Here is a 26,013-nt window from a genome sequence, read left to right as displayed (position 1 = left end):
AGGCCCAGCGAGTCGTGGTCGTTCATGTCGCCGAGGTGGCCGAGGTTCTCCAGCTTCGACTCCTGCAGACTCGTCGCGATCGAGATGACCGCCGCCCGCTCCGGCAGACCGGCCTTCTTCGTCGCCGCGATGATCGCCTTCACGTTGGCCGTCTGCTCACCGTTCAAATCGATGCGCGACTGCTCACCCTGCGGCGAGACCGACTGCACCGCCACGGCGGCGGGCTTGGTGTCGACGGGGGTGGCGGCGTGCGCGGCGATCGGACCGGCGAACACACCACCGGCGAAGGCCAGACCAGCAACAGACAGCACACTCTTACGCATGATCGTGTTCATGGGGGTAGCTCCTTCACGGGGGTAAACACCCAAACCGACCGGGGGATCGGCGTTACCGGGTGCGAGCACCTCGTCCGGCGCTAACAACAAAGTCTTTTCGGCGGCCTACAAGCGGGGGGCTCGTGGCACCGGGTCTGTGTGTAACGACCGGCGGGCCGAGGTCATTCCGGCATTGGCACCGGGTCGAGCGGGTGCCTGGTGCGGTCGTTCAGGGGATCTGTAACGACCGGGCCGGGCCTGGCATTCCAACCCCGGGAGTTGGGGCGGCGGGCCGTGGTACTGCGATCGTCAGGGTATGTAACGACCCCGGGCCGGCCCCCATTCCGGCCGACGGGTGCAGCCGGTCACACGCCAGAGACCCCGATAACGGACATTCGGCGCCCGGATCGCCCACCGCTCCCGGCGTCAGCCGGACATTCGACGCGCTCGACAACCGCTCCGTCGCAGCCGGACATTCGGCGCGGTCGACCACCGCTCCCGGCGTCAGCCGGACATTCGACGCACGCTCGACCACCGTCCCGGCGCCAGACGCGGCCGGCTGGCCATGGTCAACTCCAGGTCACCGACATGGGGGAATCGTCGCGCCGGGATGCCGCGACATCGCCGACACCGAGTCGATCACCCCGAAACCTCGCGACCCGGCCCGCGGGTCGACAACACCGGTGATACCTCACAGGCATATTTATGCCTCACAGGTATCACGCCAACAACAGCGACCGACCCGAAGACGAGGGCTCGGGTTGGGGCTGAGGGCTGGGGCCGCGTTCAGGGCGATCGGGACAGAGGGCGACCACCGACGCGCGATCGGGACAGGCGGTGACCATCGACGCGGCGATGGACTGACCGCACCCAACCGTGGGTCGGGAAAGACGACCACTCCCAGGGCGGGCCCGCCTGCCAGCGCAGGCATCAGGACCGACGACGGCAGCCGACACGGGGTGGAGCCCGCCGCCGTCCAGCGCAGGAACCAGAAAGCGACGGCGACCACCGACAGGGTGGTGCCCGCCGTGCCCGGCGCAGGGATCAAGCCTGACTGCCCGGAGCCGGGCACGGCGGGCCCCACCCCACCCACGACGCAAGCCCACCATCGGAGCAGACGCCACCCCGGGAGGCAAGGGGCAGGCAGCAAGCCATAGCCAGCCCAGGAAGCCGACAAAAGCCTAGGATCGGGGCAAGAGCCCGAGGAGGTCGGCATGACCACAGCGATCGAGATGCCCCGAGTTCAGGAGTGCGTGGTAGCTGCCTGCGCGTACAACCACGCCGGCGACTGCCACGCCTACGCGATCACGATCGGCAGCATGGATCACGCCCACTGCCACACCTTCGTCGAGTCACCGGTCCGGGGCGGCGTGGAGAGTCTGATCGCCCAGGTGGGTGCCTGCCAACGTTCCGACTGCCAGCACAACGAGCAGTTGGAGTGCCACGCGCCGTCGATCAGGGTCGGGCCGGACAACGACCTGGCCGACTGTATGACCTACGTCGGCCGCTGACCTGCCAAACCCACCCGCTCAGGGCAGGTCGTTGGCGCGACGGATGACCGTCACCAGGTCGTCGATGATGCTGGTGAGGGCGAAGTCCTTCGGGGTGAAGACCCGGGCCACCCCGGCGGCCCGCAGCGTGTCGGCGTCGCCTGCGGGGATGATGCCGCCAACGACCACCGGCAGGTCCGCCCGGCCGGCGGCGCGCAGCCCGTCGAGCACCGCCGGTACGGCGGCCAGGTGCGAGCCGGAGAGCACGGAGAGCCCGACCAGGTCGACGTCCTCCTCCACGGCGGCGGCGACGATCTGCCCGGCGGTCAGCCGGATGCCCTGGTAGACGACCTCGAAGCCGGCGTCGCGGGCGCGTACCGCGATCTGTTCGGCGCCGTTGGAGTGCCCGTCCAGGCCGGGCTTGCCGACCAGCAGCCGCAGCCGGCCGCTGCCCAGCTCGCGGGCGGTGGCGGTGACCCGCTCGCGGACGTCCGCGAGGCCGGGGTCGCCGCCGGTCCCGGTGGCGCCGGCCAGCCCGGTGGGCGCCCGGTACTCGCCGAAGACCTGGCGCAGCGCGCCGGCCCACTCGCCGGTGGTTACCCCGGCCCGCACGCACTCCAGGGTGGCCGGCATCAGGTTCGTGGTGGTCGCGGCGTCCGCACGGAGCCGGGCCAGGGCCGCGTCGACGGCCGCGCCGTCCCGGTCGGCTCGCCACCGGCGTACGCCCTCGGCGGCGGCGGCCTCGACCGCAGGGTCCACCTGCTCGACCGCTTCCGCTCCGGCCCCGGTCAGCGGGGAGGGCTCGGTCTCGGCGAACCGGTTGACCCCGACCACCACATCGGCGCCGGACTCTATCCGGCGGCGACGCTCGGCCAGCGAGGTGACCAGCGCGCTCTTGAGGTAGCCGGTCTCCACGGCGGCGACCACACCGCCCAGCTCCAGCACCTTGTCCAACTCGACCCGGGCGCCGGTGACGATCTCGTCGACCAGCGCGGTCATCACGTGCGAGCCGGCGAAGAGGTCGGGGTATTCGAGCAGGTCCGACTCGTACGCCAGGACCTGCTGCATCCGCAGCGACCACTGCTGGTCCCACGGGCGGGGCAGGCCGAGCGCCTCGTTCCAGGCGGGCAGTTGCACGGCGCGGGCCCGGGCGTCGCGGGACATCGTCACGCCGAGCATCTCCAGCACGATGCGTTGGATGTTGTTCTCCGGCTGCGCCTCGGTCAGACCGAGCGAGTTGACCTGCACGCCGTAGCGGAACCGGCGCTGCTTGGCCTCGGTGACCCCGTACCGGTCGCGGGTGATCTCGTCCCAGAGCACGCCGAACGCGCGCATCTTGGCGATCTCCTCGACGAAGCGCACCCCGGCGTTGACGAAGAACGAGATCCGCTGCACCACGTCGCCCATCCGCTCGGCGGGCACCTGGCCGGAGTCGCGCACGGCGTCGAGCACGGCGACGGCGGTGGCCAGCGCGAAGCCGACCTCCTGCACCGGCGTGGCACCGGCCTCCTGGAGGTGGTACGAGCAGATGTTGACCGGGTTCCAGCGCGGCATCTCGCGCAGCGTGTACGCCACCACGTCGGCGGTGAGCCGCAGCGACGCAGCCGGCGGGAAGATGTACGTCCCCCGGGACAGGTATTCCTTGATGATGTCGTTCTGGGTGGTGCCGGCGCAGCGGGCCAGCTCGGCGTCCTGCTCCAGCCCCACGGTGCCGTACAGGGCGAGCAGCCACATCGCCGGGGCGTTGATGGTCATCGAGGTGTTCATCTCGGCCAGCGGGAGGCCGTCGAAGAGCGCCCGCATGTCGCCGAGGTGGGCCACCGGCACGCCGACCCGGCCGACCTCACCGGCGGCCAGTTCGTGGTCGGGGTCGTACCCGGTCTGGGTGGGCAGGTCGAAGGCGACCGAGAGCCCGGTCTGCCCCTTCGCCAGGTTGCGGCGGAAGAGGGCGTTGGTCGCGGCGGCCGAGGAGTGGCCGGCGTAGGTGCGCATCACCCACGGGCGGTCCCGCTCGGGCAGGCGCCCCGAAAGTGCCTTCTCATCCATGGCCGGAGTTTAAGTTACCGTTCAGTAAAACGGGCTGTGGAAAACCACACAGGTCCATGTCGCGGACGTCCGGGTGCGAACTGCCCGCAGTGGCGCGGACCGACACACCCCGGGCGCCGCTCCGCCCCAGCAAGGACGCACACTGGACGCCATGGATGACGAGCTGGCCATCTCCGTCCGGGGGTTGCGCAAGGCGTACGGCGGCAACGTGGCGGTGGCAGGCGTGGACCTCGACGTCCACCGTGGCGAGGTGTTCGCTCTGCTCGGCCCGAACGGTGCCGGCAAGACCACCACGGTGGAGATCCTGGAGGGCTACCGGCGCCGGGATGCCGGCGAGGTCTCCGTGCTCGGCGCGGACCCGGCCCATCCGGACCCGGGCTGGCGATCCCGGGTGGGCATCGTGCTCCAGGGCACCGGCGAGTTCGACGAGCTGACCGTGGCCGAGGTGATCCGGCACTTCTCCGGCTTCTACCCCGACGCCGACGACCCGGACAAGGTGATCGAGCGGGTCGGGCTGGCCGGTAAGGCGAAGGCCCGCACGCACACCCTCTCCGGCGGGCAGAAGCGCCGCCTCGACGTGGCGCTCGGCATCATCGGCCGCCCCGAGCTGCTCTTCCTCGACGAGCCGACCACCGGTTTCGACCCGGAGGCGCGCCGCGAGTTCTGGGAGCTGATCCGCGACCTCGCCGCGGCCGGCACCACCATCGTGCTGACCACCCACTACCTGGACGAGGCGGAGGCGCTGGCCGACCGGGTCGGCGTGATCAGCGGCGGCCGGTTGGTCGAGGTGGCCGCGCCGAACCGGCTGGGCAACCGGCAGGAGGCGCTGGCCACGGTCTCCTGGCGTACCCCGGACGGGACGCCGGAGAGCGCGCAGAGTGCCACGCCGACGGCCCTGGTGGCCGAGCTGGCCGCGCGCTACGGCGGCGAGGTCCCCGGGCTCACCGTGACCCGGCCGACCCTGGAGGACGTCTACCTCACGATGATCGGACACGCGCGATGACGACCACGACGAAGCCGGCGACGCCGGTCGCCGCGACCCCGGGCCGCCGGCCGGGCGTCGCCGCGCTCGCCCTGCGGCAGGGCCGGCTGGAGATCACCCAGTTCCTGCGTAGCCGGGAGTCCGTGGTCTTCACGATGGGCTTCCCGATCATCATGATCCTGATCTTCGCTTCGATCTTCAGCGGGGAGATCGGCGGCGGGGTCAAGTACACCCAGTACTTCATCACCGGCATGATCGCGACCGGCCTGATGACCGTGAGCTTCCAGAACCTCGGCATCTGGATCCCGATCGAGCGGGACCGGGGCGTGCTCAAGCGCTATCGCGGCACACCGATGCCCAAGTGGGTGTGGTTCGCCGGCAAGGTGATCATGGTGGTCGCGATCGGCATCGCCGAGACCGCGCTGCTGCTGGCGGTCGCGGTGGGGCTGTTCGACCTCGACCTGCCGGGCACCGCCGGGAAGTGGTTCACCTTCGGCTGGGTCTCCGTGCTCGGTGTCACCGCCTGCACCCTGTGCGGCATCGCCATCTCATCGCTGGCCCGCACCGCCCGCAGCGGCTCGGCGGTGGTCACCCCGGTGGCCCTGGTGCTCCAGTTCGTCTCCGGCGTGTTCTTCATCTTCACCGACCTGCCCACCTGGATGCAGCAGCTGGCCGCGCTGTTCCCGCTCAAGTGGATGTGCCAGGGGCTGCGATCGGTCTTCCTGCCGTCCAGCTTCGGCGCCCAGGAGCCGGGCGGCTCGTTCGAGCTGGGCCGGGTCGCGCTGATGCTGGCCCTGTGGTGCGTGATCGGCCTGGTGCTCTGCCTGACCACCTTCCGCTGGACCACCAAGCGCGACGGCTGACGCTGAAAATGGGGGCGGGCGCACGGCGCCCGCCCCCTTTCCATGTCCCGCTCAGTACGTGTAGAAGCCCTTGCCGGTCTTGCGGCCCAGGTCGCCGGCGGTGACCATCCGCTGGAGCAGCTCCGGCGGGAAGAACTTCTCGTCCGCCGTGTCGGTGTAGATGTTCTTCGAGGCGTGCAGCAGCACGTCCACGCCGGTCAGGTCGGTGGTGGCCAGCGGGCCCATGGCGTGCCCGAAGCCCAGCCGGCAGGCGGTGTCCAGGTCCTCCGCGGACACCACGCCGGACTCGACCAGCTTGACCGCCTCCACCACCAGGGCGGAGATCAGCCGGGTGGTGACGAAGCCGGCGATGTCCCGGTTGACCACCACGACCGTCTTGCCGATCTCCTCGGCGAAGGCCCGCACGGTGGCCAGCGTGGCGTCACTGGTCTTGTAGCCGCGGACCAACTCGCAGAGCTGCATCATCGGCACCGGGGAGAAGAAGTGCGTGCCGACGACCGCCTCGGGCCGCTCGGTGACCGCGGCGATCTGGGTGACCGGGATGGCCGAGGTGTTGGTGGCGAGCACCGCGTCGGCCTTGCAGATCTTGTCCAGGGCGCGGAACACCTCGTGCTTGATCTCCAGCCGCTCGAAGACCGCCTCGACCACGATGTCCGCGTCCGCCGCCGCCTCCAGGTCGGTGGTCGGGGTGATCCGGGCGAGCGTCGCCTCGACCTCGGACGCCTCGATCCGGCCCTTCTCGGCGAACTTCTCCAGCGACTTCCGGATGCCGCCGAGCCCCCGGGTGGTGGCCGCCTCGTCGAGATCGCGCAGCGTCACCTGCCAGCCCGCCTGCGCCGCCACCTGGGCGATGCCGGAGCCCATCAGCCCGGCCCCGACGACCGCGAGTCGACCCGCCATCTACTTCTCCCTCGCTGCGATTGAGTGCCTCCCTGCACCCTAGTCGGCGAGCCTGAACGACGGCTAAGGGGCTGTCGGGAGACCCCGCAGCCCCTGGGCCATGTCGGCGTCAGATCTCCAGCGCCGGCTCCTCCGGCGTGGTGCCCCGCTCGACGGCCACCCCGAGCGCACGCAGGTCGGCCACGAAGTCCGGGTAACCCCGGTCGACGTGGTGCACGTGGGAGACCTCGGTGAGCCCGTCCGCGCAGAGCCCCGCGATGATCAACCCTGCCCCGGCGCGGATGTCGGTGGCCCGCACCGGAGCCCCGGAGAGCCGATCCCGGCCCCGGACCACCGCGTGGTGCCCGTCGGTCTTGATGTCCGCGCCGAGGCGGGCCATCTCATTGGCGAACATGAACCGGCCGTCGAAGATGTTCTCGGTGATCAAGGAGGCGCCGTCGCTCACGGCGGCCAGCCCGATCGCCATCGGCAGCAGATCGGTGGCGAAGCCGGGGTACGGCAGCGTCACCACGTCCACCGCCCGGGGCCGGTCGTCCATCCGTACCCGGAAGCTGTCTCCCCGCGTCTCGACCAGGCCGCCGGCCGCCACCACCTTGTCCAGCGCGACCTCCAGGTAGGCCGGGTCGAGCCCGGTCACCGTCACGTCGCCGCGGGTCATCGCCGCACCGAACGCCCAGGTGCCGGCGACAATCCGGTCCCCCACCGTGGCGTGCCGCACCGGGCGCAGCCCGGGCACCCCGGTGATCCGCAGGGTGGACGTGCCGGCACCGGAGATCCGCGCGCCCATCTGGTTGAGCATGGTGCAGATGTCGACGATCTCCGGCTCGCGCGCCGCGTTGTCGATCACCGTGGTGCCCTGGGCCAGCACCGCCGCCATCACCAGGTTCTCGGTCGCGCCCACGCTGGGGAAGTCCAGCACGATGTCCGCGCCGCGCAGCCCGTGCGGGGCGGCGGCGATGACGAACCCGTGCTCACCGGAGATGTCCGCGCCCATCCGGGTCAGCCCGGAGACGTGCATGTCCAACCCACGCGAGCCGATCGCGTCGCCGCCCGGGTGGGCCACCCGCACGTACCCCCGGCGGGCCAGCAGGGGGCCGAGCACGCAGATCGACGCGCGCAGCCGGCGGACCAGGTCATAGTCCGCGTCCGCACCCGGCTGCTCGGGTACGTCGATGGTCACCGACCGGGACCGGGCCACCCCACCTCGGGCGACCATCGGGTCGACGGGGTCGTCCTCGTCGAACCGGACCTCGCAGCCCAGCCGGCGCAGCACCTCCCCCATGATCGCGATGTCGGTGATCCGCGGGACGTTGGTGATCACGCTGCGGCCCGGGGCGAGCAGAGCCGCGGCCATCAGCTTCAACGCCGAGTTCTTGGCACCGACGACGTGCACGGTGCCGGTCAGCCGGGCGTCACCGCGTACCCGGATGACATCGACGTCGTTGACCGCCGGATCGCCCGCGTCGCCGGGGCCCACCACCGCGGGCCAGCCGGCGGTGTCCGGCCGCGCCGGGATCGTCAGGTCCGGTATCCGTAGGCTGTGCGTCATGGCCGTCCACCTCACGCGCATCTACACCAAGGCCGGCGATGCCGGCATGACCAGGCTGAGCAACAACGAACAGGTGCCGAAGAGCGATCCGCGGATCGCCGCGTACGCCGACGTCGACGAGTGCAACGCGGCGATCGGTGTCGCGCTCGCCCTAGGCCAGCTCGACGAGGAACTGCGGGCCGTGCTGGGCTCGGTGCAGAACGACCTCTTCGACGTGGGCGCCGACCTGTCCAACCCGGTCGAGCCGGAGCCGAAGTATCCGCCGCTGCGGGTGACCGAGGAGTACGTCGAGCGCCTTGAGGGCTGGTGCGACGAATACAACGCGCGCCTGAGCAACCTCGACTCCTTTATCCTCCCCGGCGGCACCGCGGGCGCGGCGCTGCTACACGTGGCGCGGACCATCGCCCGGCGTGCCGAACGGGCAGCGTGGGCGCTGGTCAGCCACGATCCGGAGCGGACCAGCACGCTCCCGGCAAAGTATCTCAACCGGCTCTCCGATCTGCTCTTTATCCTGTCAAGAACGGCAAATCCGGCTGGAGATGTGCTATGGGTGCCGGGCGGGAAGCGCTGAACGTCGGCGCGCTGCACCACGTCGAGGTATGGGTTCCCGATCTCGGGGCGGCCACGCGTAGCTAGGCGAGCTGGGCTGGACGCTCCACCAGGACTGGCCGGCCGGTCGCTCCTGGCGCCTCGGCCACCTACCTGGCACTGGAGCGCACGCTAGCGGTCCGCAGACCTACGCCGCCTAGTTCAACGACAACCAGGGCTACGAGGCAGAACTGGTCGCTACAAGTAACGGCAGTTGACAAAAAGCCGCGCCTGGACGACGCACAGCGCCTCGGCAGGGTTTCCGGGGAGCCCGCCCGGCGGAGGGATCAAGCCTGACCGCCCGGAGCCGGGCGGGCTCCCCGGAACCCCCACGGCGAGAGGGAACTAGGCAGCAGGCCAATCTTGGGAGGCCACACGCGGCGAGACCGCCCCCGGAGGGGCGGCCTCGAGCCAGGAGAGGAATCCGGTCACTGTTGACCGCGCCATGGCGATCTCCACCGGTGCGTGGTGACTGGTACAGCGGAGGATCACCCAGTCGGCCGGCATGGAGAGGCGTTCCTGACCCTCGGGCAACCGGCGGCGCTCCACCGCGAGCCCCTTGCGGGAGAGCACCCGCTTGGGCCGCAGCGCGAAGCTGAACATGCGGTACCAGCGCAGCTCGTCGCCAGCGAACCGGCCGAAGCCCGGCGACCAGCCGCGGCCGTCGAGCATGGTGGAGACCCGGACACTGAGCCGGATGATGCCACCGCTACGGGTGACCAGAGCTCGCCGGACGAAGAGAATGAGGAGCGCGCCGAGGATGACTGCGACGCCGATCCCGAATCCCTCGACGATCTCCATCCCCGGTACGGCTCAGTGACTCTGCGCGGAGACCGGGGTCGCGCTCTCGGCCAGGACGGTGACACCGTCGGCGCTCACCGAGAGGAAGCCGCCGGCCACCTCGTAGGAGACCTGCTCACCACCGGCAAGCTTGATGCGTACCTGGCCGGGCTCGGCGAGCTGGCCAAGCAGCGGCGCGTGCCCCGGCAGCACGCCGAGCTCACCCTCGGTCGTCCGGGCGACGACCATCTCGGCCTCACCGGACCAGACTTTCTCCTCGACGGCGACGAGCTCGACGTGAAGCTGCTGTGCCACGCTGTCTCCTTGCTGCGGCGACGGATTGCCGAAAGTCTAGTCGGGTGGCCGACGCGCACCCAAGGCGGGTGGGGAGAGCTGCGCCACGGCTACTTGGTCTTGTTCTGGAACTCCGGGTGCTCCAGCAGGAACGGGTCCAGTTGTTCATTGTGCAGGGCGGTGAAGAAGTCCGGTACGCCTGCCTGGAACTGCTCACCCTTGTATTTCGAGCCGTCGTAGACCGGACCACCGGGCAGCTTGATCATCTGGATGGTGTTCGGCCGGATGTCCTTCAGGGCGAGCCCGAAGTCGACCACGCTGTTGCCCCGACCGTTGAAGACCAGCGACTGGCCGGCGGCGCGGAGCACCTTGTCCAGCTTGAGCGGGTTGGCCACCACGTCGGCGCTGAACGCCTGCCCGACCATCGCCTTGACGAACTGCTGCTGGTGGCGCTGCCGGCCGTAGTCGGCGTCCGGGACACCGTTCTTCGGGTAGCGCTGCCGGACGTAGTCCAGGGCCTGCCACCCGCTCAGGTGGTGGTTGCCCTTCTTGTAGACCGCCTGCGGGCCGACGTAGCCCTCGCCGCGCGTGTTGCCGGGCCGCGGCGTGCCGTCCGGCTGCTTGTGCTCGGACCTCACTTCGCGCTCGACGTACATGTCGACGCCGCCCATCGCGTCGACGATCTTCTGGAAGCCGGTGAAGTTGATGATCGCGCCGCCGTCGAAGCGCTTGATGCCGGTCACCGTCTGCACCGTGGTGGCCAGCAACTCGAAGCCGCGCGCCGCGTCGGGTTTCCCGCCGGGCACCCGGCTGCCGAACGACATGGCCGCGTTGATCTTGTCCGTGGTGCCGTTGAAGTCCGACCTGCGGAACGGCGGGATGTCGACGTAGAGGTCGCGAGGCAGCGAGAAGAGGTACGCCCGGTCCATCGTTGCCGGCACGTGCAGCACCATGATCGAGTCGGCCAGTGGCAACGCCGTCGCATTACGTGGGTCGATACCGACCAGCAGGATGTTGAGCGGGCCCTTGATCTCAGACTTCTTCGCCTGGGCCCCGGCCGCCTGGTCGCCGAAGAGGTCGGCCTTGCCGACCGCGCCCTCGTAGCGGGCCATCAGCACCTCGGTGCCGACCAGCACCGCCCCGCTGAGCATGGTCAGCACGGTGCCGAACACCGTGCAGATCCTGGCCCAGCGCGGCACACCCCGCCAGATGGACGACTTGCGGCCACTCTTGCTGGCCTTACCCACGAGCATCTCCGTTCGTTACGCCCATGAGAAGGAGACGGGCGCACGTCGCCGAAAGGTTGCAAAGATCAACGCTCGTTCAGGTGAACGTGCGGAAGAACCGTATCTCGGGTGGCGCGCAACCGACGACCGCGAGAAACGGACTGCGGCGATGGTAAGGCCTGAAGATGAACAAAAGACTGCCCCGGCATTGCCGGGGCAGTCTTTTGGGTCAGCTCTGGTCGGAGCTGTCAGTCCTTCATCAGTTCCTCGGCCTTGCGCTCCAGGTCCTCAAGACCGCCGCACATGAAGAACGCCTGCTCGGGGAAGTGATCGTACTCACCCTCGCTGATCTTGCGGAACGCCTCGATGGTCTCCTTGATCGGGACCGTCGAGCCCGGCACGCCGGTGAACTGCTCCGCAGCGTAGGTGTTCTGCGACAGGAAGCGCTCGATCCGCCGCGCGCGCTGCACGGTGATCTTGTCTTCCTCGGAGAGCTCCTCGATGCCGAGGATGGCGATGATGTCCTGCAGGTCGCGGTAGCGCTGCAGGATCCGCTTCACCTCGGTGGCGACCTGGAAGTGCTCGGCGCCGACGAACTCCGGGGCGAGGATCCGGGACGAGGACGCCAGCGGGTCCACGGCCGGGTAGATGCCCTTGTCGGAGATCGACCGCTCCAGGTTGGTGGTCGCGTCCAGGTGGGCGAACGTGGTGGCCGGGGCGGGGTCGGTGTAGTCGTCCGCCGGCACGTAGATCGCCTGCATGGAGGTGATGGCCTGGCCCCGGACGGAGGTGATCCGCTCCTGGAGCTCGCCCATCTCGTCGGCCAGGGTCGGCTGGTAACCCACCGCGCTCGGCATCCGGCCGAGCAGGGTGGAGACCTCCGAACCCGCCTGGGTGAAGCGGAAGATGTTGTCGATGAAGAGCAGCACCTCCTGCTTCTTCACGTCACGGAAGTACTCGGCCATGGTCAGCGCGGAGAGCGCCACCCGCAGCCGGGTGCCCGGCGGCTCGTCCATCTGGCCGTAGACCAGCGCGGTCTTGTCGATAACGCCGGACTCGGTCATCTCGGCGATGAGGTCGTTGCCCTCACGGGTGCGCTCACCCACGCCGGCGAAGACCGAGGTACCACCGAAGTTACGGGCCACTCGGGTGATCATCTCCTGGATGAGCACCGTCTTGCCCACACCCGCGCCGCCGAACAGGCCGATCTTGCCGCCCTTGACGTACGGGGCGAGCAGGTCGATGACCTTGATGCCGGTCTCCAGCATCTCGGTCTTCGGCTCCAGGTCGGCGAAGGCCGGGGCCTTGCGGTGGATGCCCCACCGGTCGTCGGCCTGGATGGTCTCGCCCTCGGTGAGGTTGAGGCACTCGCCGATCGCGTTGAACACGTGCCCCTTCACCGCGTCGCCCACCGGCACGGTGATCGGCTCGCCGCGGTCACGCACCACCGCGCCGCGGACGAGGCCGTCCGTCGGCTGCATCGAGATGGCGCGGACCAGGTTGTCACCCAGGTGCTGGGCGACCTCCAGGGTCAGCGTCTTCTCACCGCCGGACAGGTGCACGTCCACGTTCAGGGCGTTGAACAGGGCCGGCATGGCGTCGCGCGGGAACTCGGCGTCGACGACCGGGCCGATGACCCGGACCACGCGACCCGTGGCCGTCTTGGTCTCTACTGGTGCAGTCATCACACTTCACTTCCCGACGCGGCCAGCGCGTTGGCGCCGCCGACGATCTCGCTGATCTCCTGGGTGATCCCGGCCTGCCGGGCCGAGTTCATCTCACGCGTGTACTTGTCGATCATTTCTTCGGCGTTGTCGGTGGCGCTCTTCATCGCCCGCCGCCGTGCCGCCGACTCACTCGCCGCCGACTCGATCAACGCCGCGTAGATCCGCGTGTTGATGTACCTCGGCAGGAGCGCGTCGAGCAGCGCCTCCGCCTCCGGCTCGAACTCGTACGCCGGCAGCAGCCCCTCGGAGCGCGGCCGGTCCTCGACCTGCATCGGCCCGATGACCTTGGTGACCGGGGTCTGCGTCATCAGCGACTGGAACTCGGTGTAGACGATGTGCAACTCGTCGACGCCGAGCACCCCGTCCGCACCGGCGCTGCCGTCGACGTCGTCCGCACCGGCCGTGAACGCCTTGATCAGCGTCTCACCGACCGTACGGGCGTCCTCGAACGACGGCTGCTCGCTGAACCCGGTCCAGTTCGCCTCCATCGGCCGACCGCGGAACCGGTAGAACCCGACGCCCTTACGCCCGATGACGTAGAGCACCGGCTCCTTGCCGTCCTCCCGGAGCCGCGCGATCAGCGACTCTGCCTTCCTGATCGCGTTGGAGCTGTAGCCGCCGGCCAGGCCACGGTCGCTGGTGACCAGCAGGACGCCCGCCCGCTGCACCCGCTCGCGCGGGGTCAGCAGCGGGTGGTCGATCCGTGCGTTGGACGCCAGCGCCGTGAGCACCCCGGTGATGGCCTGGGCGTACGGCAGGGACGCCTGCACCCGGGCCTGGGCCTTGGCGATCCGGCTCGTCGCCACGAGCTCCATCGCCTTGGTGATCTTCTTCATCGACTTCGCCGAGCGGATTCGTTGACGAAGAACGCGTACCTGGGCCGCCACGGGATCAGCTCTCGGCCGGGCGGTCGGTCGTGCCGTCGCGGAAGCGGGTCACCGTCTCGCGGTTCTCCTCGCCCTCCAGCGGAGCGGCCGGCGCGTCGTTGATCCGACGCTCGTCGGCCTTGCCGAGGAAGACCTGCTTGAACTCGCTGATCGCGGTGTCCAGGGAGCCGATGATCTCATCGTTCCACTGGTTGTCGGCGATCCCGGCCAGCACACCCGCGTGCTTGTGCCGCAGGTACTGGAGGAACTCCGACTCGAAGCGCCGGACCTCACCCACCGGGATGTCGTCCAGCTTGCCCTCGACGCCGGCCCAGACCGAGACGACCTGCTCCTGCACCGGGTACGGCGAGTAGTTCGGCTGCTTGAGCAGCTCGACCAGCCGCGAACCGCGGTCCAGCTGGGCCCGGGAGGCCCGGTCCAGGTCGGAGGCGAAGGCGGCGAACGCCTCCAGCTCGCGGAACTGGGCCAGGTTGAGCCGCAGCGAACCGGCGACCTTCTTCATCGGCTTCACCTGCGCGGCGCCACCGACCCGGGAGACCGAGGTGCCGACGTTGATCGCCGGACGGACGCCCTGGTTGAACAGGTCGGTCTCCAGGAAGATCTGGCCGTCGGTGATCGAGATGACGTTGGTCGGGATGAAGGCCGAGATGTCGTTGGCCTTCGTCTCGATGATCGGCAGACCGGTCATCGAGCCGCCACCCAGCTCGTCGGAGAGCTTCGCGCAGCGCTCCAGCAGGCGGGAGTGCAGGTAGAAGACGTCACCCGGGTACGCCTCACGGCCCGGCGGGCGACGCAGCAGCAGCGACACGGCCCGGTACGCCTCGGCCTGCTTGCTCAGGTCGTCGAAGACGATCAGGACGTGCTTGCCGCCGTACATCCAGTGCTGCCCGATGGACGAGCCGGTGTACGGGGCGAGGTACTTGAAGCCGGCCGGGTCGGAGGCCGGGGAGGCGACGATGGTGGTGTACTCCATCGCGCCCGCCTCCTCCAGCTGGCCCTTGATCGAGGCGATCGTGGAGGCCTTCTGGCCGATGGCGACGTAGATGCAGCGAACCTGCTTCTTCGGGTCGCCGGTGCGCCAATTGTCCCGCTGGTTGAGGATGGCGTCCAGGGCGACCGTGGTCTTGCCGGTCTTCCGGTCACCGATGATCAGCTGCCGCTGACCCCGACCGATCGGGGTCATCGCGTCGATGGCCTTGATGCCGGTCTGCAGCGGCTCGTCAACGGACTGCCGGGCCATCACGTTCGGAGCCTGCAGCTCCAGCTCGCGGAAGCCCTCGTTGGGGATGTCACCGAGCCCGTCGATCGGCTGGGCGAGCGCGTTGACCACGCGGCCGAGGAAGGCGTCGCCGACCGGGACGGAGAGGACCCGTTCGGTGCGCTTGACGCGCTGCCCCTCCTCCAGCTTGGCGGAGTCACCGAGAACGACGACACCGATCTCCCGGACGTCGAGGTTCAACGCCACGCCGAGCGTGCCGTCCTCGAACTCCAGGAGCTCGTTGGTCATGGTCGAGGGCAGGCCCTCGACGTGGGCGATTCCGTCGCCGGTGTCGGCGACGGTGCCGACCTCCTCGCGGGAGACGTCGGACGAGTAGGAGGAGACGTAGCGCTCCAGGGCGCCGCGGATCTCCTCCGTCGAGATGGTCAGCTCGGCCATCCTCTGCTTCCTTAAAATTCAGGGGCCCGGGATACCTAGTACCGACCGGTCCGAATGGCGTCTGTCAATCCGGGCGCTGCGCGGCGGAGCCGCCCCAACGTTGGGCGGCGGAGCTGCTCAGCGCTTCGCGAGCGCGTTGCGGGTCTCGTTGAGCCGACGCAGGATGGTGCCGTCGTACAGGTCGGAGCCGACCCGCACGCTCATGCCACCCAGGACGTCGGGGTCCACCGTCTGCCTGACGGAGACCTCTCGACCGTATATCGCGGTGAGGCTCGCACCCAGCCGCCGCTCGTCCTCGTCACTCAACGGGGCCGCGACGGTCACGTACGCCACCTGCCGGTCGCGTCGCTCGGCGGCGAGCTCGACCAGCCGGGTGAGCGCCCCGATGAAGGAGCGTCCGCCGAACCCGCCCAGCGCCACCTCGACGAGGCGGACGGTCACCGGACGAGCCTTGTCGGCGAGCAGCTCGCGAGCCAGGGAGGCGCGCTGCTCGACCGGGGCGACCGGGTCGGCCAGCGCGTTGCTCAGCGCCGACTGACCCGCCACGACCTGGCCGAAGCGGAACAGCTCGTCCTCGACCTCGCCGAGGTCGCCGGCCTTGTCGGCGCTGGCCAGCAGCGCCTCCACGCCCAGCCGCTCGGCGCCGTCGAGCAACTCCGACGGTGCCGACCAACGGCCGGAGACCAGCGACACGAGCAGGTCGAGCGCGTCGACGCCGATCCGGCCGCCCAGCATGTCACCGAGCAGAGCGCCGCGGTCCTCGCCGGAACGGGCCGGCTCGGACAGCGCCCGGCGCAGCCGCGGCTCACGCCGCAGCAGGGTGGCGACGGAGAGGACGGCGTCAGCGGTGGAGGCCACCGCCGACGGCTCCGCGCCGCGGACGTACGCGTCGAGGCTCTCGGCCGCGATCTTGTACGACTCCCGGCTGGCGGCCTGCATCAGCGGGCCCCCGTGCTCTCAAGACCGCTCAGGAACCGGTCGACGGTGCCCTTGCGCCGCGCCTCGTCGGCCAGCGACTCGCCGACGATCTTGCTGGCCAGGTCCACCGCGATGGTGCCGACCTCGGTGCGCAGCTCGCGCACGATGGTGGCCCGCTCGGCGGCGAGCTGATCCTTGCCGGCCGCGATGATCCGGTCGGATTCCTCCCGCGCCTTGGCGAGAACGTCCTGCCGGATCCCCTCGGCGTCGGCCCGGGCGTCGTCGCGGATCTTGGCGGCGTCGGTCCGGGCTTCGGCGAGCTGGGCACGGTACTGCTCGAGCAGCTGGTTCGCCTCGGCCTGGGCGGCCTCGGCGCGCTTGATGCCACCCTCGATCGCGTCGACCCGAGCCTGGAACGTCTGCTCCATGCGGGGGAAGACGAACTTCATCAGCACGAAGCAGAGCACAGCGAAGGCGACCGTACCGACCACGATCTCCTGCCAGAGCGGGATGATCGGGTTGTGGGTCGACTCACCACCCTCAGCGGCGAGGAAATACATGGTTACCTCCCAGTCGAGGGGCGGAATCAGCTAGCAGTGCCGGCCCAGATGAAGCCGAAGGCGATGCCCAGCAGCGCGAGCGCCTCGATGACGGCGAAGCCGATCCAGACGTACGGCAGGGTCATCCGGGACGACTCCGGCTGGCGGGCGGTCGACTGGATGTAGGCGGCGAAGACCAGGCCAACGCCGATGCCCGGGCCGATGGCGGCGAGGCCGTAGCCGATGGCAGCGGTGCTACCGGTGACCTCGGCGAGAACGCTAGCGTCCATTGGTGTGGTTCCTCCTGGGTATCACGCGTGACTCTCACGCGGGACGACAACGGATGGTGCGGTGGATCAGTGCTCTTCGGCGAGCGCGCCCTGCACGTAGCTGGCGGTGAGGACGGTGAAGACGTAGGCCTGCAGGCAGATCACCAGGAACTCAAGGAAGGTGAGCGCGATGGTCATCACCCAGGAGAGCACCGAGACCGGAGCCAGCCAGGCGTTGGCGCTCAGCATGGCGAAGCCGCCGAGCGTGAAGACCAGCAGGAGCATGTGGCCGGCGAACATGTTCGCGAAAAGACGAACCGCGAGCGAGAACGGCCGGACGAGGAAGGTCGAGAAGAACTCGATCGGGATCAGCAGCGGCAGGATGTACCAGGGTGCCGGCGGGATCAGGGAGTTCCGCACGTACTTCTTGAAGCCATGGTGCTTGATGCCGATGTAGTTGAACAGCACGTAGCTGATCACCGCGAGGATCGCCGGGAAGGCGATGTGCGAGTTCGGCGAGATCTGGAAGAACGGGATGATCGCGAACGCGTTCGTCAGCAGCACGAAGCAGAACAGCGTGGTGAAGTACGGCGCGAACCGCACCCCCGCGTGCCCGATCATGTCGACCGCGATGTTGTTCCGTACGAAGCCGTAGATCGACTCGGCGAACCACTGCTTCTTGGTCGGCACCAGTTGCGGGTTCCGGTAGCTCGCCAGGAAGAAGATGATCAGGACGCCGACCGCGATCCAGACCATCGCCGTGATCTTGGTGAACCAGTATGAGTCGTGCGCACCCCAGGGCAGGATGCTGGGCAGGTAAAAGTCCTCCACACTGGGTGGGAATGCCGCCTGGCCCGCTGCCAGAACGTTCGCCTGTCCGAACACCGCGTCCCTTCCTAAGTAGGCGTGCCGAGCCGGCGGACGACGAGGATGATTCCCCCGGCCATGCCGAGCACGACGCCGATCCCGGTGGCGACGCCGCCGGTGTCGAGCCACTGGTCAACCAGCCAGCCGATGAAACCCCACACGAGCATGCCTCCGATGAGGTAGCTGAGCGCGGTCCAACCCTGACCGGCGCCGGACGGAATGTCGTCCGGTTCGCCGGCGGGACGGGGGGTTTGGTCACCAGCCATGACGGGGCGAACGATATCAGCCGGGAAGACGAGGCTGTGCCTCACCCCCCGCACAACCGTCGTTGTGTGGGCATCTCGGGGGCGCCGTCGTCTGTGGGCACGCTACTCCCCTTCCGCCCATGAGAGAATGACCGATGGCCGACAGCTTGTCGCGCGTCCGATGGATGGGACGAGCGGCCGATTGCCAGGTCAGCTACGCGATCGTCGGGCGTGCACGGTGGTCAACCACCAGATGTGCACCGCCGTCCACACTGCCACTCCGGCGACGATGCCGAGGCAGAGCGGGACCAACCCGGGCCAGCCCGTCGACGCCACCGCCACCATCACCACACCCAGCAGGGTGAACTTCAGCGCGTACAGGCCCAGCCCGAGCGGCAGCATCAGCTGTGGGTTGATCCGGTCCGCCCAGGCCAGCACCACGGTGGTGAGGGTGTAGCTGAAGACCGTGACACCGACACCGGCCGCCGCGCCGAACGCGGCCGTCATGCCGCCGGTCACCCCGCCGATCACCGCGGCGACCGCGGCCAGCGCCACCGACGCGGTCAGGAGCACCGGCAGGTGCCGCAGCCGCCAGCGCCGGTCGGCGTCGGGCTCGACCACCCCGGGCTCAGCCACGGGGGTACGCCGGGAACGCGGCAACCAACTCGGCCACCTCGGCACCGATCCGGGCCAGCTCGTCCGCGCCGCCCGGGACGCCGGGATCGGCGCGTACCGCCCGGGCGATCAGGCTGGCGACCTGCCGCAGCTCCCCCTCCCGCATGCCCTGGGTGGTGACGGCGGGCGTGCCCACCCGGATGCCGGAGGCGACCATCGGCGGCTGCGGGTCGTACGGGATCGCGTTCTTGTTCAGGGTGATCGACGCGGCGTCGCAGCGGCTCTCGGCCTCGGCGCCGGTGACCCCCACCTCGCGCAGGTCGATCAGGGCGAGGTGGGTGTCGGTGCCGCCGGACACCGGGCGCATCCCCTCGGCGGCCAGCCCGGCGGCGAGCGCCTGGGCGTTGCGGACCACCTGGCCGGCGTACGTCTGGAACTCGGGCTGGGCGGCCTCACGCAGCGCGACCGCCTTGGCCGCGACCGCGTGCATCAACGGGCCGCCCTGGGTGAACGGGAAGACCGCCTTGTCGATCCGCTGGGCCAGCGACTCCCGGCAGAGGATCATGCCCCCGCGTGGGCCGCGCAGCACCTTGTGGGTGGTGGCGCAGACGACGTCGGCGTACGGCACCGGGGACGGGATCGCCCGCCCGGCGACCAGGCCGATGAAGTGCGCCGCGTCCACCATCAGGTACGCACCGACCTCGTCGGCGATCTCCCGGAACCGGGCGAAGTCGATCAGCCGGGAGTAGGCGGTGGCGCCGCAAATGATCATCTTGGGCCGGTGCGTCAGGGCCAGGTCCCGTACCTCGTCGTAGTCGATCAGCTCGGTGTCCCGCCGGACGGTGTACCCGACCGTGGCGAACCACTTGCCGGAGAAGTTCACCCGACTGCCGTGCGTCAGATGCCCGCCGTGCGGCAGGTCCATCGCCAGCACCGTGTCCCCCGGCTGCACCAACGCGGCGTACGCGGCCAGGTTGGCGCTCGCCCCCGAGTGCGGCTGGAGGTTGGCGTGCTCGGCGCCGAAGAGCTCCTTCGCCCGGGCGATGCCGATCTCCTCGGCCCGGTCGACCTCGGCGCAGCCACCGTAGTAGCGCCGACCCGGGTAGCCCTCGGCGTACTTGTTGGTCAGCGTCGAACCGAGCGCGGCCAGCACCGCTGGCGAGGTCAGGTTCTCGCTCGCGATCAGCTGCAGGCCGCTGCGCAGCCGGTCCAACTCGCCGAGGACCACCCCGGCGATCTCCGGGTCGGTGGCCCTGAGCTGCGCGAAATCCGGCCCCCAGAAGGTGCTCGTCTCGGTGTCCACAGCGAAGGAGTCTAGGGGGCCGCACACTGGGAACCGTGAGATGCCTGGTCACCGGAGCCACGGGATACATCGGCGGGCGGCTGACGCCGCTGCTGCTCGCCGACGGACACACCGTGCGCTGCCTGGCGCGGAAGGCCGTGCGGCTGCGTGACGTGCCCTGGGCGTCGGCGGCCGAGATCGTCGAGGGGGACCTGAGCCGGCCGGAGACGCTGCCCGCCGTGTTCGCCGACGTGGACGTCGCCTACTTCCTGGTGCACTCGCTGGGCCGGGCCGACTTCGAGGCGACCGACCGCACGGCGGCGACCAACTTCGCGGCGGCGGCCCGCGAGGCCGGCGTACGCCGGATCATCTACCTGGGCGGCCCGGAGCCGGCGTCCCACGAGGAGGTGCCCTCGCCGCACCTGCGGTCCCGGGCCGAGGTGGGCCGGATCCTGCTGTCCAGCGGAGTCCCCACGGCGGTGCTCCGAGCCGCGGTGATCATCGGCTCCGGCTCGGCGTCGTTCGAGATGCTGCGCTACCTGACCGAGCGACTGCCCGCCATGGTCACCCCACGCTGGGTGCGCAACCGGATCCAGCCGATCGCGGTCCGCGACGTGCTGCGCTACCTGGCCGGCTGCACCGCGCTGCCGGCGGAGGTCAACCGGGGCTTCGACATCGGCGGGCCCGACGTGCTCACCTTCGGCGACATGATGCAGCGCTACGCCTCGGTGGCCGGGCTGCGCCGGCGGGTCATCGTGCCGGTCCGCCTGCTCACCCCGTCGCTCTCGTCGCACTGGGTCGGCCTGATCACCCCGGTGCCGAACGCCATCGCCCGCCCGCTGGTGGACAGCCTGGTCCAAGAGGCGGTCACGCACGAACACGACATCGCCCGGTACGTGCCCGACCCGCCGGGCGGCCTGATCGGCTTCGACCAGGCCGTCGCGCTGGCGCTGGCCAAGGTGCGCGACGCCCAGGTGGAGACCCGTTGGTCGACCGCGAGCGGCCCGGACGCGCCCGCCGAGCCGCTGCCCAGCGACCCGGCCTGGTCCGGCGGCACCGCCTACACCGACGTCCGGGAACAGGCGGTGAACGCGCCACCGGAGGCGCTCTGGCGGGTCATCGAGGGCGTCGGCGGCGAGCACGGCTGGTACTCGTTCCCGCTCGCCTGGTCGATTCGCGGCTGGCTGGACCGGCTGATCGGCGGGGTCGGGCTGCGTCGCGGCCGGCGCGACCCGCACCGCCTGCAGGTCGGCGAGGCGCTGGACTTCTGGCGGGTCGAGGAGATCATCCCGGGCGAGTTGCTGCGGCTGCGCGCCGAGATGCGGCTGCCCGGCCGGGCCTGGCTGGAGATGCGGGTACTGCCGACCGACGACGGACGCAGCCGCTACCACCAGCGCGCCGTCTTCCTGCCGCGCGGGTTGGCCGGGCACACCTACTGGGGGTCGGTGGCCCCGTTTCACGCCGTGGTCTTCGGCGGAATGGCCCGCAACATCGCCCGCAACGCCGAACACCTGGGTTAGTTGCCGGTTCGGGGTTCGGTGACCTGGAAGGCGGCCCGTTCGCTCGGCGGGACGAAGTCCCGCACCGGCTGGCCGCGCAGGCCGATGGCGAGCACCTCGCCGACGGCATCCACCATCTGGGCCTGCACCGCCTGACCGACGGCGTCGCGTGGGTTGTCCGGGTTGGCAGCCATCGAGGCGACCGCGAGCTGCGGGGTGAACGCCACCACCGTCTCCACCTCGTACCGATCCGAGCTGCCGGTCTTGCCCGCCACCGGACGGCCGAGCTTGGCCCGGAAGTCGCCCGCGGTGGCGCCATCGCAACGTCCGTACATCGACTGGTCGCCGACCGGGCAGCGAGCCGCGTCGGTGGCCGCCCGGGCCACGTCGGTGTCGATCACCTGCCGACAGTCCGGCTTGGCGGCGTCGACCGGCCGGCCGGCCGAATCGGTGATCGAGACCACCGGCAGCGGCGCGCACCAGGTCCCCTCGGACGCCACCGTGGCGTACGCAGTGGCCAGGTCGAGTGGGGTGGTCGCGGCCACGCCCAGGGTGAACGGGCCCCAGTTCTTCGCCCCGTACCGGGCCAGCCGGGCATCGGAGTCGGCGCGCAGCACGATGCCGAGCCGCTCGGCCATCTCCACCACCCGGTCAGCGCCCACCTGCTCGGTGAGCCAGGCGAAGTAGGTGTTCACCGAGCGCCCGAACGCGGTCCACATGGTGCGCCGGCCGTCCATCACCGAGGGGCTGGAGTTCTCCGGGCACCAGCGGCCGTCGCAGCTCGCCTCACCGGTCGCCGCGTAGCGGGTGACCAGCCGGCTCGGCGCGTCGAAGTCGGTCGACAGCGGCAGGCCGGACTCCAGCGCGGCCAGCATGGTGAAGAGCTTGAACGTCGACCCACCCTGGTACCCCTCGATCGCCCCCCCGCCGGCCACCAGCTGGTTCACCGTGTTCGGGTGGTTCTTCTGCCCGACCGGGTTGTCCGCCACGCCATAGCTGCGATTCACCGACATCGCCAGCACCCGGCCCGTGCCGGGCTGCACCACGGCGGTCGGCATGGCCCGGGCATTGGTCGGCTTGTAGATTTTCAGCACCTGCTCGGTGGTGGCCCGCTGGATCCCCGGGTCCAGCGAGGAGACGATGGAGAATCCGCCCCGGCGCAGCGTGCGCTCCCGCTCGTCGGCGCTCGACCCGAACGCCGACTGGCTGCTCCACCATTTGGTGAACCAGTCGCAGAAGAAGCCCCAGTCGTTGTGCCCGTTGGGCACCGCGGTGCAGTCGTTCGGGGTCTCGCTGGGCCGCAGCTCCAGCGCCTCGGCCCGGGCCGCCGCCGCCGCCTCCACCGACACCTGGCTCGACTCCACCAGTTGGTCCAGCACGTACCCCCGTCGCTGCAGCGCACTGTCGGCGTCGCCGTTGATCGGGTCGTCGCTGTCCGGCGACCGGACCAGACCGGCCAGCATCGCGGCCTGGGCCAGGGTCAGCTCGGCCGGGGACCGCGAGAAGTAGCGCTTGCTGGCTGCCGCGATGCCGTACGCCCCGGCGCCGAAGTAGGCGATGTTGAGGTAGCGGGCGAGGATCTCCTCCTTGTTCAGCTCCCGCTCCAGCGCCAGCGCGTACCGCATCTCCTGGACCTTGCGGGCGGTGGTGACCTCGGTGGCCGCGTCGCGCTGCCGCTCGGTCAGCCGCGGGTCGCTGCGGAGCACGTTGCGGACGTACTGCATGGTCAGCGTGGAGGCGCCCTGCCGGGTGTGGCCGTCACGCTTGTTCACCGTGAACGCGCGCACCACGCCTCGCAGGTCCACCCCGCTGTGCTGGTAGAACCGGACGTCCTCGGCGGCCACGATCGCCTGGCGCATCACCGGGGCGACCTCGTGCAGCGGCACGTCCACCCGGTCCTCCTGGTAGAAGGAGGTGATCAGGGTGGTGCCGTCGTTGGCGTAGAGGTTGGAGCGCTGGGCGGTGGGCGGCGTGCGCAACGTGTTCGGCAGCTCCGAGTAGGGCGTGGAGAGGGCGCTGAAGCCGATCCCGAAGACCAGGGCCGCGGGCAGGGCGGCCGCTGCCAACACCAGCCCGGCCAGCACACCGGCAATCAACACGGTCAGCAGTTTGTCGAGTCGGGCCCGGATCATCAGCTCTCCCCGCAGGAGCCGGTCACGCTAGGACCCGTTCAGAATGACCCGGAACGCCCCTTTCGCCCCGGGTTTTCCCCAAACCCGGAGGAAATTCGCACGACGCTCAGGGCAGCAGCGCGCCGGCCAGCGGGTGGACCGTCTCCTCGATCTCGTCGGCAACCCGGCTGAAGCACTGGTCGCCACGACCCCACGGGTCGTCCAGATCATCGGTGGGCAGCGACGAGGCGCCCAACCGGGCGCTGTGGGCCGCCGCCACCAGGGCCATGCCCCGGGCGTACACCGCCTCCGGGGTCGCCTCGGCCGGCGGCAACGCGGCGGCGTCCACCGCGGCCAGCAGCCGACCGAACTCACCCAGCACGAACGTGCGGGCCGCCGCGTCCGGACGCAGCGCCACCACGTACTCCTGCTGATCGGCGGTCGCGGTCAGGACCAGGTCGGCGGCGTCGATGTGGTCCGAGCGCAGCTTGCGCGCGGCGAACCCCTCGACGTCCCCACCCCGGCCGGTGACCTGCCGCGCCGCCGGCGGGTTCATCTCCTCGCCGGCGTGCCAGCCGCCGGTGCCCGCGCTGTGGCTGTGCAGCAGCTCCTCGGCCCGGGCCGGGTCCTGCTCGCGCCGGGCCAACCGCTCCCGCACCGCGAGGGCCAGCAACCGTTCCGCCATCGGCGAGCGGCAGATGTTGCCCATGCAGACGTGCAGAACGGTGAACGGGGGCACTCAGACCCCCTGGCCGTCAATGAGGTCCGGCACCACGTCGCGCAGCTTCTCCAGCGGGATCGCACCGGCCCGCAGCAACTGCGGCACCTCGCCGGTCAGATCCACGATCGTGCTCGGCACCGGGTCCGGGCAGGGCCCGGCCTCCAGGTACGCACGCACCGAGTAGCCGAGCTGGTCGCGGGCCTCCTCGGCGGTGACCGCGGCGGGCTGGCCGGTCTTGTTGGCCGAGGAGACCGCCATCGGGCCGGTCTCCCGCAGCACCTCCAGCGCCACCGGGTGCAGCGGCATCCGCACCGCAACCGTGCCCGACTTGTCGCCGAGGTCCCACTGCAGGCTCGGCGAGTGCTCGACCACGATCGTCAGCGCACCCGGCCAGAACGCCTCCACCAGGTCTCGCGCTGCGCTGGGCAGCGAGAAGACCAACCCGTCCAGGGTGTGCCGCGAGCCGATCAGGACCGGCGGCGGCATCTGCCGACCCCGGCCCTTCGCGTCCAGCAGCGCCTTGACCGCGTACGGGGTGAACGCGTCCGCGCCGATGCCGTAGACAGTGTCCGTTGGCAGGACGACCAGCTCGCCGTTCTTGACCGCCTCGATGGCCGCAGCGATGCCGCGGTCCCGATCGGCGGGCGATCGGCAGTCGTAGAGCATCACGAGGAGTCAGTCTGCCACGCCGGGCCGGCCGTGGCGTGCTGGCCGTCCGCCCGTCGGGACGCGGTCGCGTACCGGGGGCGGCCGGTGAGGTCCAGATGCTCCGTGACGTCGGCGAACCGGCCGTCCGCGGCGAGCAGCCCGGGCACCGCTGCGCCGTGCGTGTCGTCGTGCTCGACCGCGAACCCGCCGCCGGGACGCAGCAGCGCCGCCGCCCTGGTGATCACCGGCCGGATCACCGCCAGACCGTCCGCGCCGCCGAAGACCGCCTCCGCCGGGTCATGCCCGGCCACCTCCGGCGGCACGACCACGTCGACCGGTACGTACGGCGGGTTGCAGAGCAGCACGTCCACCCGGCCGACCAGGTCGGCCAGCAGGTCCGGTGCGGTGACGTCGGCCTCGACCACCTCGATCGGGCGGTCCCCCGCCGCGGCCCGCTCCGCCGCGTTGCGGCGCAGCCAGCTCAGCGCCGCCGGGGACCGCTCCACCGCGATCACCCGCGCCCCCGGCAGCTCCTGGGCTACCGCCAGTGCGATCGCGCCGGAGCCGCTGCACAGGTCCACCACCAGCGGGTCCGGCAGGCCCCGGGCCTGCTCGACGCCCCAGCCGGCCAGCAGCTCGGTCTCCGGCCGGGGCACGAAGACACCCGGGCCGACCACCAGCTCCAGGTGCCGGAAGCCGGCGAGACCGGTCAGATGCTGCAACGGCTCCCGGGTGGCGCGGCGGCGCACCAGTTCGTCGAGCCGGTCCGCCTGGTCGTCGGTCAGGTCGTCGGCGAGGGCCAGCTGGCCCCGGGGCACCGCCAGCACGTACGCCGCCAACAGCTCGGCCTCCGCGCGGGCCGGACCCACCCCGGCGGCGGCGAGCACCCGGGCCGCCCGGGCCACCGCGGCGGACGGACGGAGCCGGCCTGTCCCTTCGGGGGGGTGTTGCGGCAGAGTGGTCACGTCATAATCATGAAGCGTCGCGGGGGACGCC

Annotated in this window: 25 protein-coding genes and 1 pseudogene; 5 read left to right on the top strand and 21 right to left on the bottom strand. The window is 70.5% G+C overall.

What is annotated here, in order from left to right:
- A pseudogene (locus tag ABZV00_RS21130) lies at window positions 1–335 on the bottom strand (hypothetical protein); the annotation flags it as partial.
- 1,193 nt (window positions 336–1,528) lie between these two features.
- Here ABZV00_RS21130 and ABZV00_RS21125 point away from each other — a divergent pair.
- Complete coding sequence (locus tag ABZV00_RS21125; protein ID WP_355608717.1) at window positions 1,529–1,825, top strand: DUF1540 domain-containing protein; 297 nt, start codon at window positions 1,529–1,531, stop codon at window positions 1,823–1,825.
- An 18-nt stretch (window positions 1,826–1,843) separates the two neighbouring features.
- Here the strand turns inward: ABZV00_RS21125 and ABZV00_RS21120 are convergent, their stop codons facing one another.
- Entirely contained in the window at window positions 1,844–3,850 is a 2,007-nt protein-coding gene (locus ABZV00_RS21120) for a protein meaA (protein WP_355608714.1), read from the bottom strand.
- 151 nt (window positions 3,851–4,001) lie between these two features.
- Here ABZV00_RS21120 and ABZV00_RS21115 point away from each other — a divergent pair, with 151 nt between their 5' ends.
- Both ABZV00_RS21115 and ABZV00_RS21110 read left to right on the top strand, forming a co-directional pair.
- Window positions 4,002–4,853 carry an ABC transporter ATP-binding protein gene (locus ABZV00_RS21115; RefSeq protein ID WP_328419817.1) on the top strand — a complete coding sequence of 284 codons (852 nt, stop codon included), beginning with the start codon at window positions 4,002–4,004 and terminating at the stop codon, window positions 4,851–4,853.
- Window positions 4,850–5,695 (top strand): ABC transporter permease, encoded by an 846-nt coding sequence (locus ABZV00_RS21110; RefSeq protein ID WP_355608711.1) that lies wholly within the window; start codon window positions 4,850–4,852, stop codon window positions 5,693–5,695. The genes ABZV00_RS21115 and ABZV00_RS21110 overlap by 4 nt, the downstream gene beginning before the upstream one ends.
- Window positions 5,696–5,746: 51 nt before the next feature.
- Here the strand turns inward: ABZV00_RS21110 and ABZV00_RS21105 are convergent, their stop codons facing one another.
- A complete protein-coding gene (locus tag ABZV00_RS21105) occupies window positions 5,747–6,595 on the bottom strand; it encodes a 3-hydroxyacyl-CoA dehydrogenase family protein (RefSeq protein WP_328419821.1) in 849 nt (282 codons plus the stop codon).
- Between the two features lie 109 nt (window positions 6,596–6,704).
- Window positions 6,705–8,144 (bottom strand): UDP-N-acetylglucosamine 1-carboxyvinyltransferase, encoded by a 1,440-nt coding sequence (gene murA, locus ABZV00_RS21100; RefSeq protein WP_328419823.1) that lies wholly within the window; start codon window positions 8,142–8,144, stop codon window positions 6,705–6,707.
- Here murA and ABZV00_RS21095 point away from each other — a divergent pair.
- Window positions 8,143–8,715, top strand: coding sequence for a cob(I)yrinic acid a,c-diamide adenosyltransferase (locus tag ABZV00_RS21095; RefSeq protein WP_328419825.1), 573 nt, complete (start codon window positions 8,143–8,145; stop codon window positions 8,713–8,715). The two genes, murA and ABZV00_RS21095, sit on opposite strands and share 2 nt — an antisense overlap.
- 362 nt (window positions 8,716–9,077) lie before the next feature.
- Here ABZV00_RS21095 and ABZV00_RS21090 read toward each other — a convergent pair whose 3' ends face one another.
- The 13 genes from ABZV00_RS21090 to glyA all read right to left on the bottom strand — a co-directional run bounded on the left by ABZV00_RS21090 (window position 9,078) and on the right by glyA (window position 20,059).
- Window positions 9,078–9,533, bottom strand: a complete 456-nt coding sequence (locus tag ABZV00_RS21090; RefSeq protein ID WP_355608707.1) for a DUF2550 domain-containing protein — start codon at window positions 9,531–9,533, stop codon at window positions 9,078–9,080.
- 12 nt (window positions 9,534–9,545) lie between these two features.
- Window positions 9,546–9,827: a F0F1 ATP synthase subunit epsilon gene (locus ABZV00_RS21085; RefSeq protein ID WP_355608704.1), complete on the bottom strand. Its 282-nt coding sequence runs from the start codon at window positions 9,825–9,827 to the stop codon at window positions 9,546–9,548.
- Window positions 9,828–9,916: 89 nt separating this feature from the next.
- Window positions 9,917–11,059 carry an LCP family protein gene (locus ABZV00_RS21080; protein ID WP_355608701.1) on the bottom strand — a complete coding sequence of 381 codons (1,143 nt, stop codon included), beginning with the start codon at window positions 11,057–11,059 and terminating at the stop codon, window positions 9,917–9,919.
- Between the two features lie 221 nt (window positions 11,060–11,280).
- On the bottom strand, window positions 11,281–12,717 hold the full coding sequence (gene atpD, locus ABZV00_RS21075; RefSeq protein WP_328419834.1) for a F0F1 ATP synthase subunit beta: 1,437 nt from the start codon (window positions 12,715–12,717) through the stop codon (window positions 11,281–11,283).
- Window positions 12,717–13,646 (bottom strand): F0F1 ATP synthase subunit gamma, encoded by a 930-nt coding sequence (locus ABZV00_RS21070; RefSeq protein WP_355608698.1) that lies wholly within the window; start codon window positions 13,644–13,646, stop codon window positions 12,717–12,719. Before ABZV00_RS21070 ends, atpD begins: the two co-directional genes overlap by 1 nt.
- A 4-nt stretch (window positions 13,647–13,650) precedes the next feature.
- Complete coding sequence (gene atpA, locus ABZV00_RS21065) at window positions 13,651–15,303, bottom strand: F0F1 ATP synthase subunit alpha (protein ID WP_355608696.1); 1,653 nt, start codon at window positions 15,301–15,303, stop codon at window positions 13,651–13,653.
- Between the two features lie 117 nt (window positions 15,304–15,420).
- Window positions 15,421–16,242 (bottom strand): F0F1 ATP synthase subunit delta, encoded by an 822-nt coding sequence (locus ABZV00_RS21060; protein WP_328419840.1) that lies wholly within the window; start codon window positions 16,240–16,242, stop codon window positions 15,421–15,423.
- Window positions 16,242–16,781 (bottom strand): F0F1 ATP synthase subunit B, encoded by a 540-nt coding sequence (locus tag ABZV00_RS21055; protein WP_328419842.1) that lies wholly within the window; start codon window positions 16,779–16,781, stop codon window positions 16,242–16,244. Before ABZV00_RS21055 ends, ABZV00_RS21060 begins: the two co-directional genes overlap by 1 nt.
- A gap of 26 nt (window positions 16,782–16,807) precedes the next feature.
- The gene (locus ABZV00_RS21050) at window positions 16,808–17,050 is read right to left on the bottom strand and encodes a F0F1 ATP synthase subunit C (RefSeq protein WP_328419844.1); all 243 of its coding nucleotides are present in this window, start codon (window positions 17,048–17,050) and stop codon (window positions 16,808–16,810) included.
- Window positions 17,051–17,116: 66 nt separating this feature from the next.
- A complete protein-coding gene (gene atpB, locus ABZV00_RS21045) occupies window positions 17,117–17,914 on the bottom strand; it encodes a F0F1 ATP synthase subunit A (protein ID WP_355608693.1) in 798 nt (265 codons plus the stop codon).
- 11 nt (window positions 17,915–17,925) lie between these two features.
- Complete coding sequence (locus ABZV00_RS21040) at window positions 17,926–18,162, bottom strand: AtpZ/AtpI family protein (protein ID WP_030488045.1); 237 nt, start codon at window positions 18,160–18,162, stop codon at window positions 17,926–17,928.
- A gap of 189 nt (window positions 18,163–18,351) precedes the next feature.
- Window positions 18,352–18,777, bottom strand: a complete 426-nt coding sequence (locus tag ABZV00_RS21035) for a hypothetical protein (protein WP_355608691.1) — start codon at window positions 18,775–18,777, stop codon at window positions 18,352–18,354.
- Window positions 18,770–20,059: a serine hydroxymethyltransferase gene (gene glyA, locus ABZV00_RS21030; RefSeq protein ID WP_355608689.1), complete on the bottom strand. Its 1,290-nt coding sequence runs from the start codon at window positions 20,057–20,059 to the stop codon at window positions 18,770–18,772. The genes ABZV00_RS21035 and glyA overlap by 8 nt, the downstream gene beginning before the upstream one ends.
- Before the next feature lie 35 nt (window positions 20,060–20,094).
- Between glyA and ABZV00_RS21025 the strand changes: the two genes are divergently transcribed.
- Window positions 20,095–21,558: an SDR family oxidoreductase gene (locus ABZV00_RS21025; protein ID WP_355608687.1), complete on the top strand. Its 1,464-nt coding sequence runs from the start codon at window positions 20,095–20,097 to the stop codon at window positions 21,556–21,558.
- Here the strand turns inward: ABZV00_RS21025 and ABZV00_RS21020 are convergent.
- From ABZV00_RS21020 to prmC, 4 genes are all read right to left on the bottom strand, one after another.
- Window positions 21,555–23,669 carry a transglycosylase domain-containing protein gene (locus ABZV00_RS21020; protein WP_355608684.1) on the bottom strand — a complete coding sequence of 705 codons (2,115 nt, stop codon included), beginning with the start codon at window positions 23,667–23,669 and terminating at the stop codon, window positions 21,555–21,557. The genes ABZV00_RS21025 and ABZV00_RS21020 overlap by 4 nt on opposite strands.
- Before the next feature lie 106 nt (window positions 23,670–23,775).
- Window positions 23,776–24,387, bottom strand: a complete 612-nt coding sequence (locus ABZV00_RS21015) for a phosphotyrosine protein phosphatase (protein ID WP_355608681.1) — start codon at window positions 24,385–24,387, stop codon at window positions 23,776–23,778.
- Window positions 24,388–25,035 carry an L-threonylcarbamoyladenylate synthase gene (locus ABZV00_RS21010; RefSeq protein ID WP_328426063.1) on the bottom strand — a complete coding sequence of 216 codons (648 nt, stop codon included), beginning with the start codon at window positions 25,033–25,035 and terminating at the stop codon, window positions 24,388–24,390.
- Window positions 25,035–25,982, bottom strand: a complete 948-nt coding sequence (prmC, locus tag ABZV00_RS21005; RefSeq protein ID WP_355608678.1) for a peptide chain release factor N(5)-glutamine methyltransferase — start codon at window positions 25,980–25,982, stop codon at window positions 25,035–25,037. Before prmC ends, ABZV00_RS21010 begins: the two co-directional genes overlap by 1 nt.
- Window positions 25,983–26,013 lie beyond the last annotated feature (31 nt).

This window comes from Micromonospora sp. NPDC005173, assembly GCF_040608515.1.
In the GTDB taxonomy this organism is placed as follows: Bacteria; Actinomycetota; Actinomycetes; order Mycobacteriales; family Micromonosporaceae; genus Micromonospora.
This window is presented reverse-complemented; position numbering and strand designations above follow the sequence as displayed.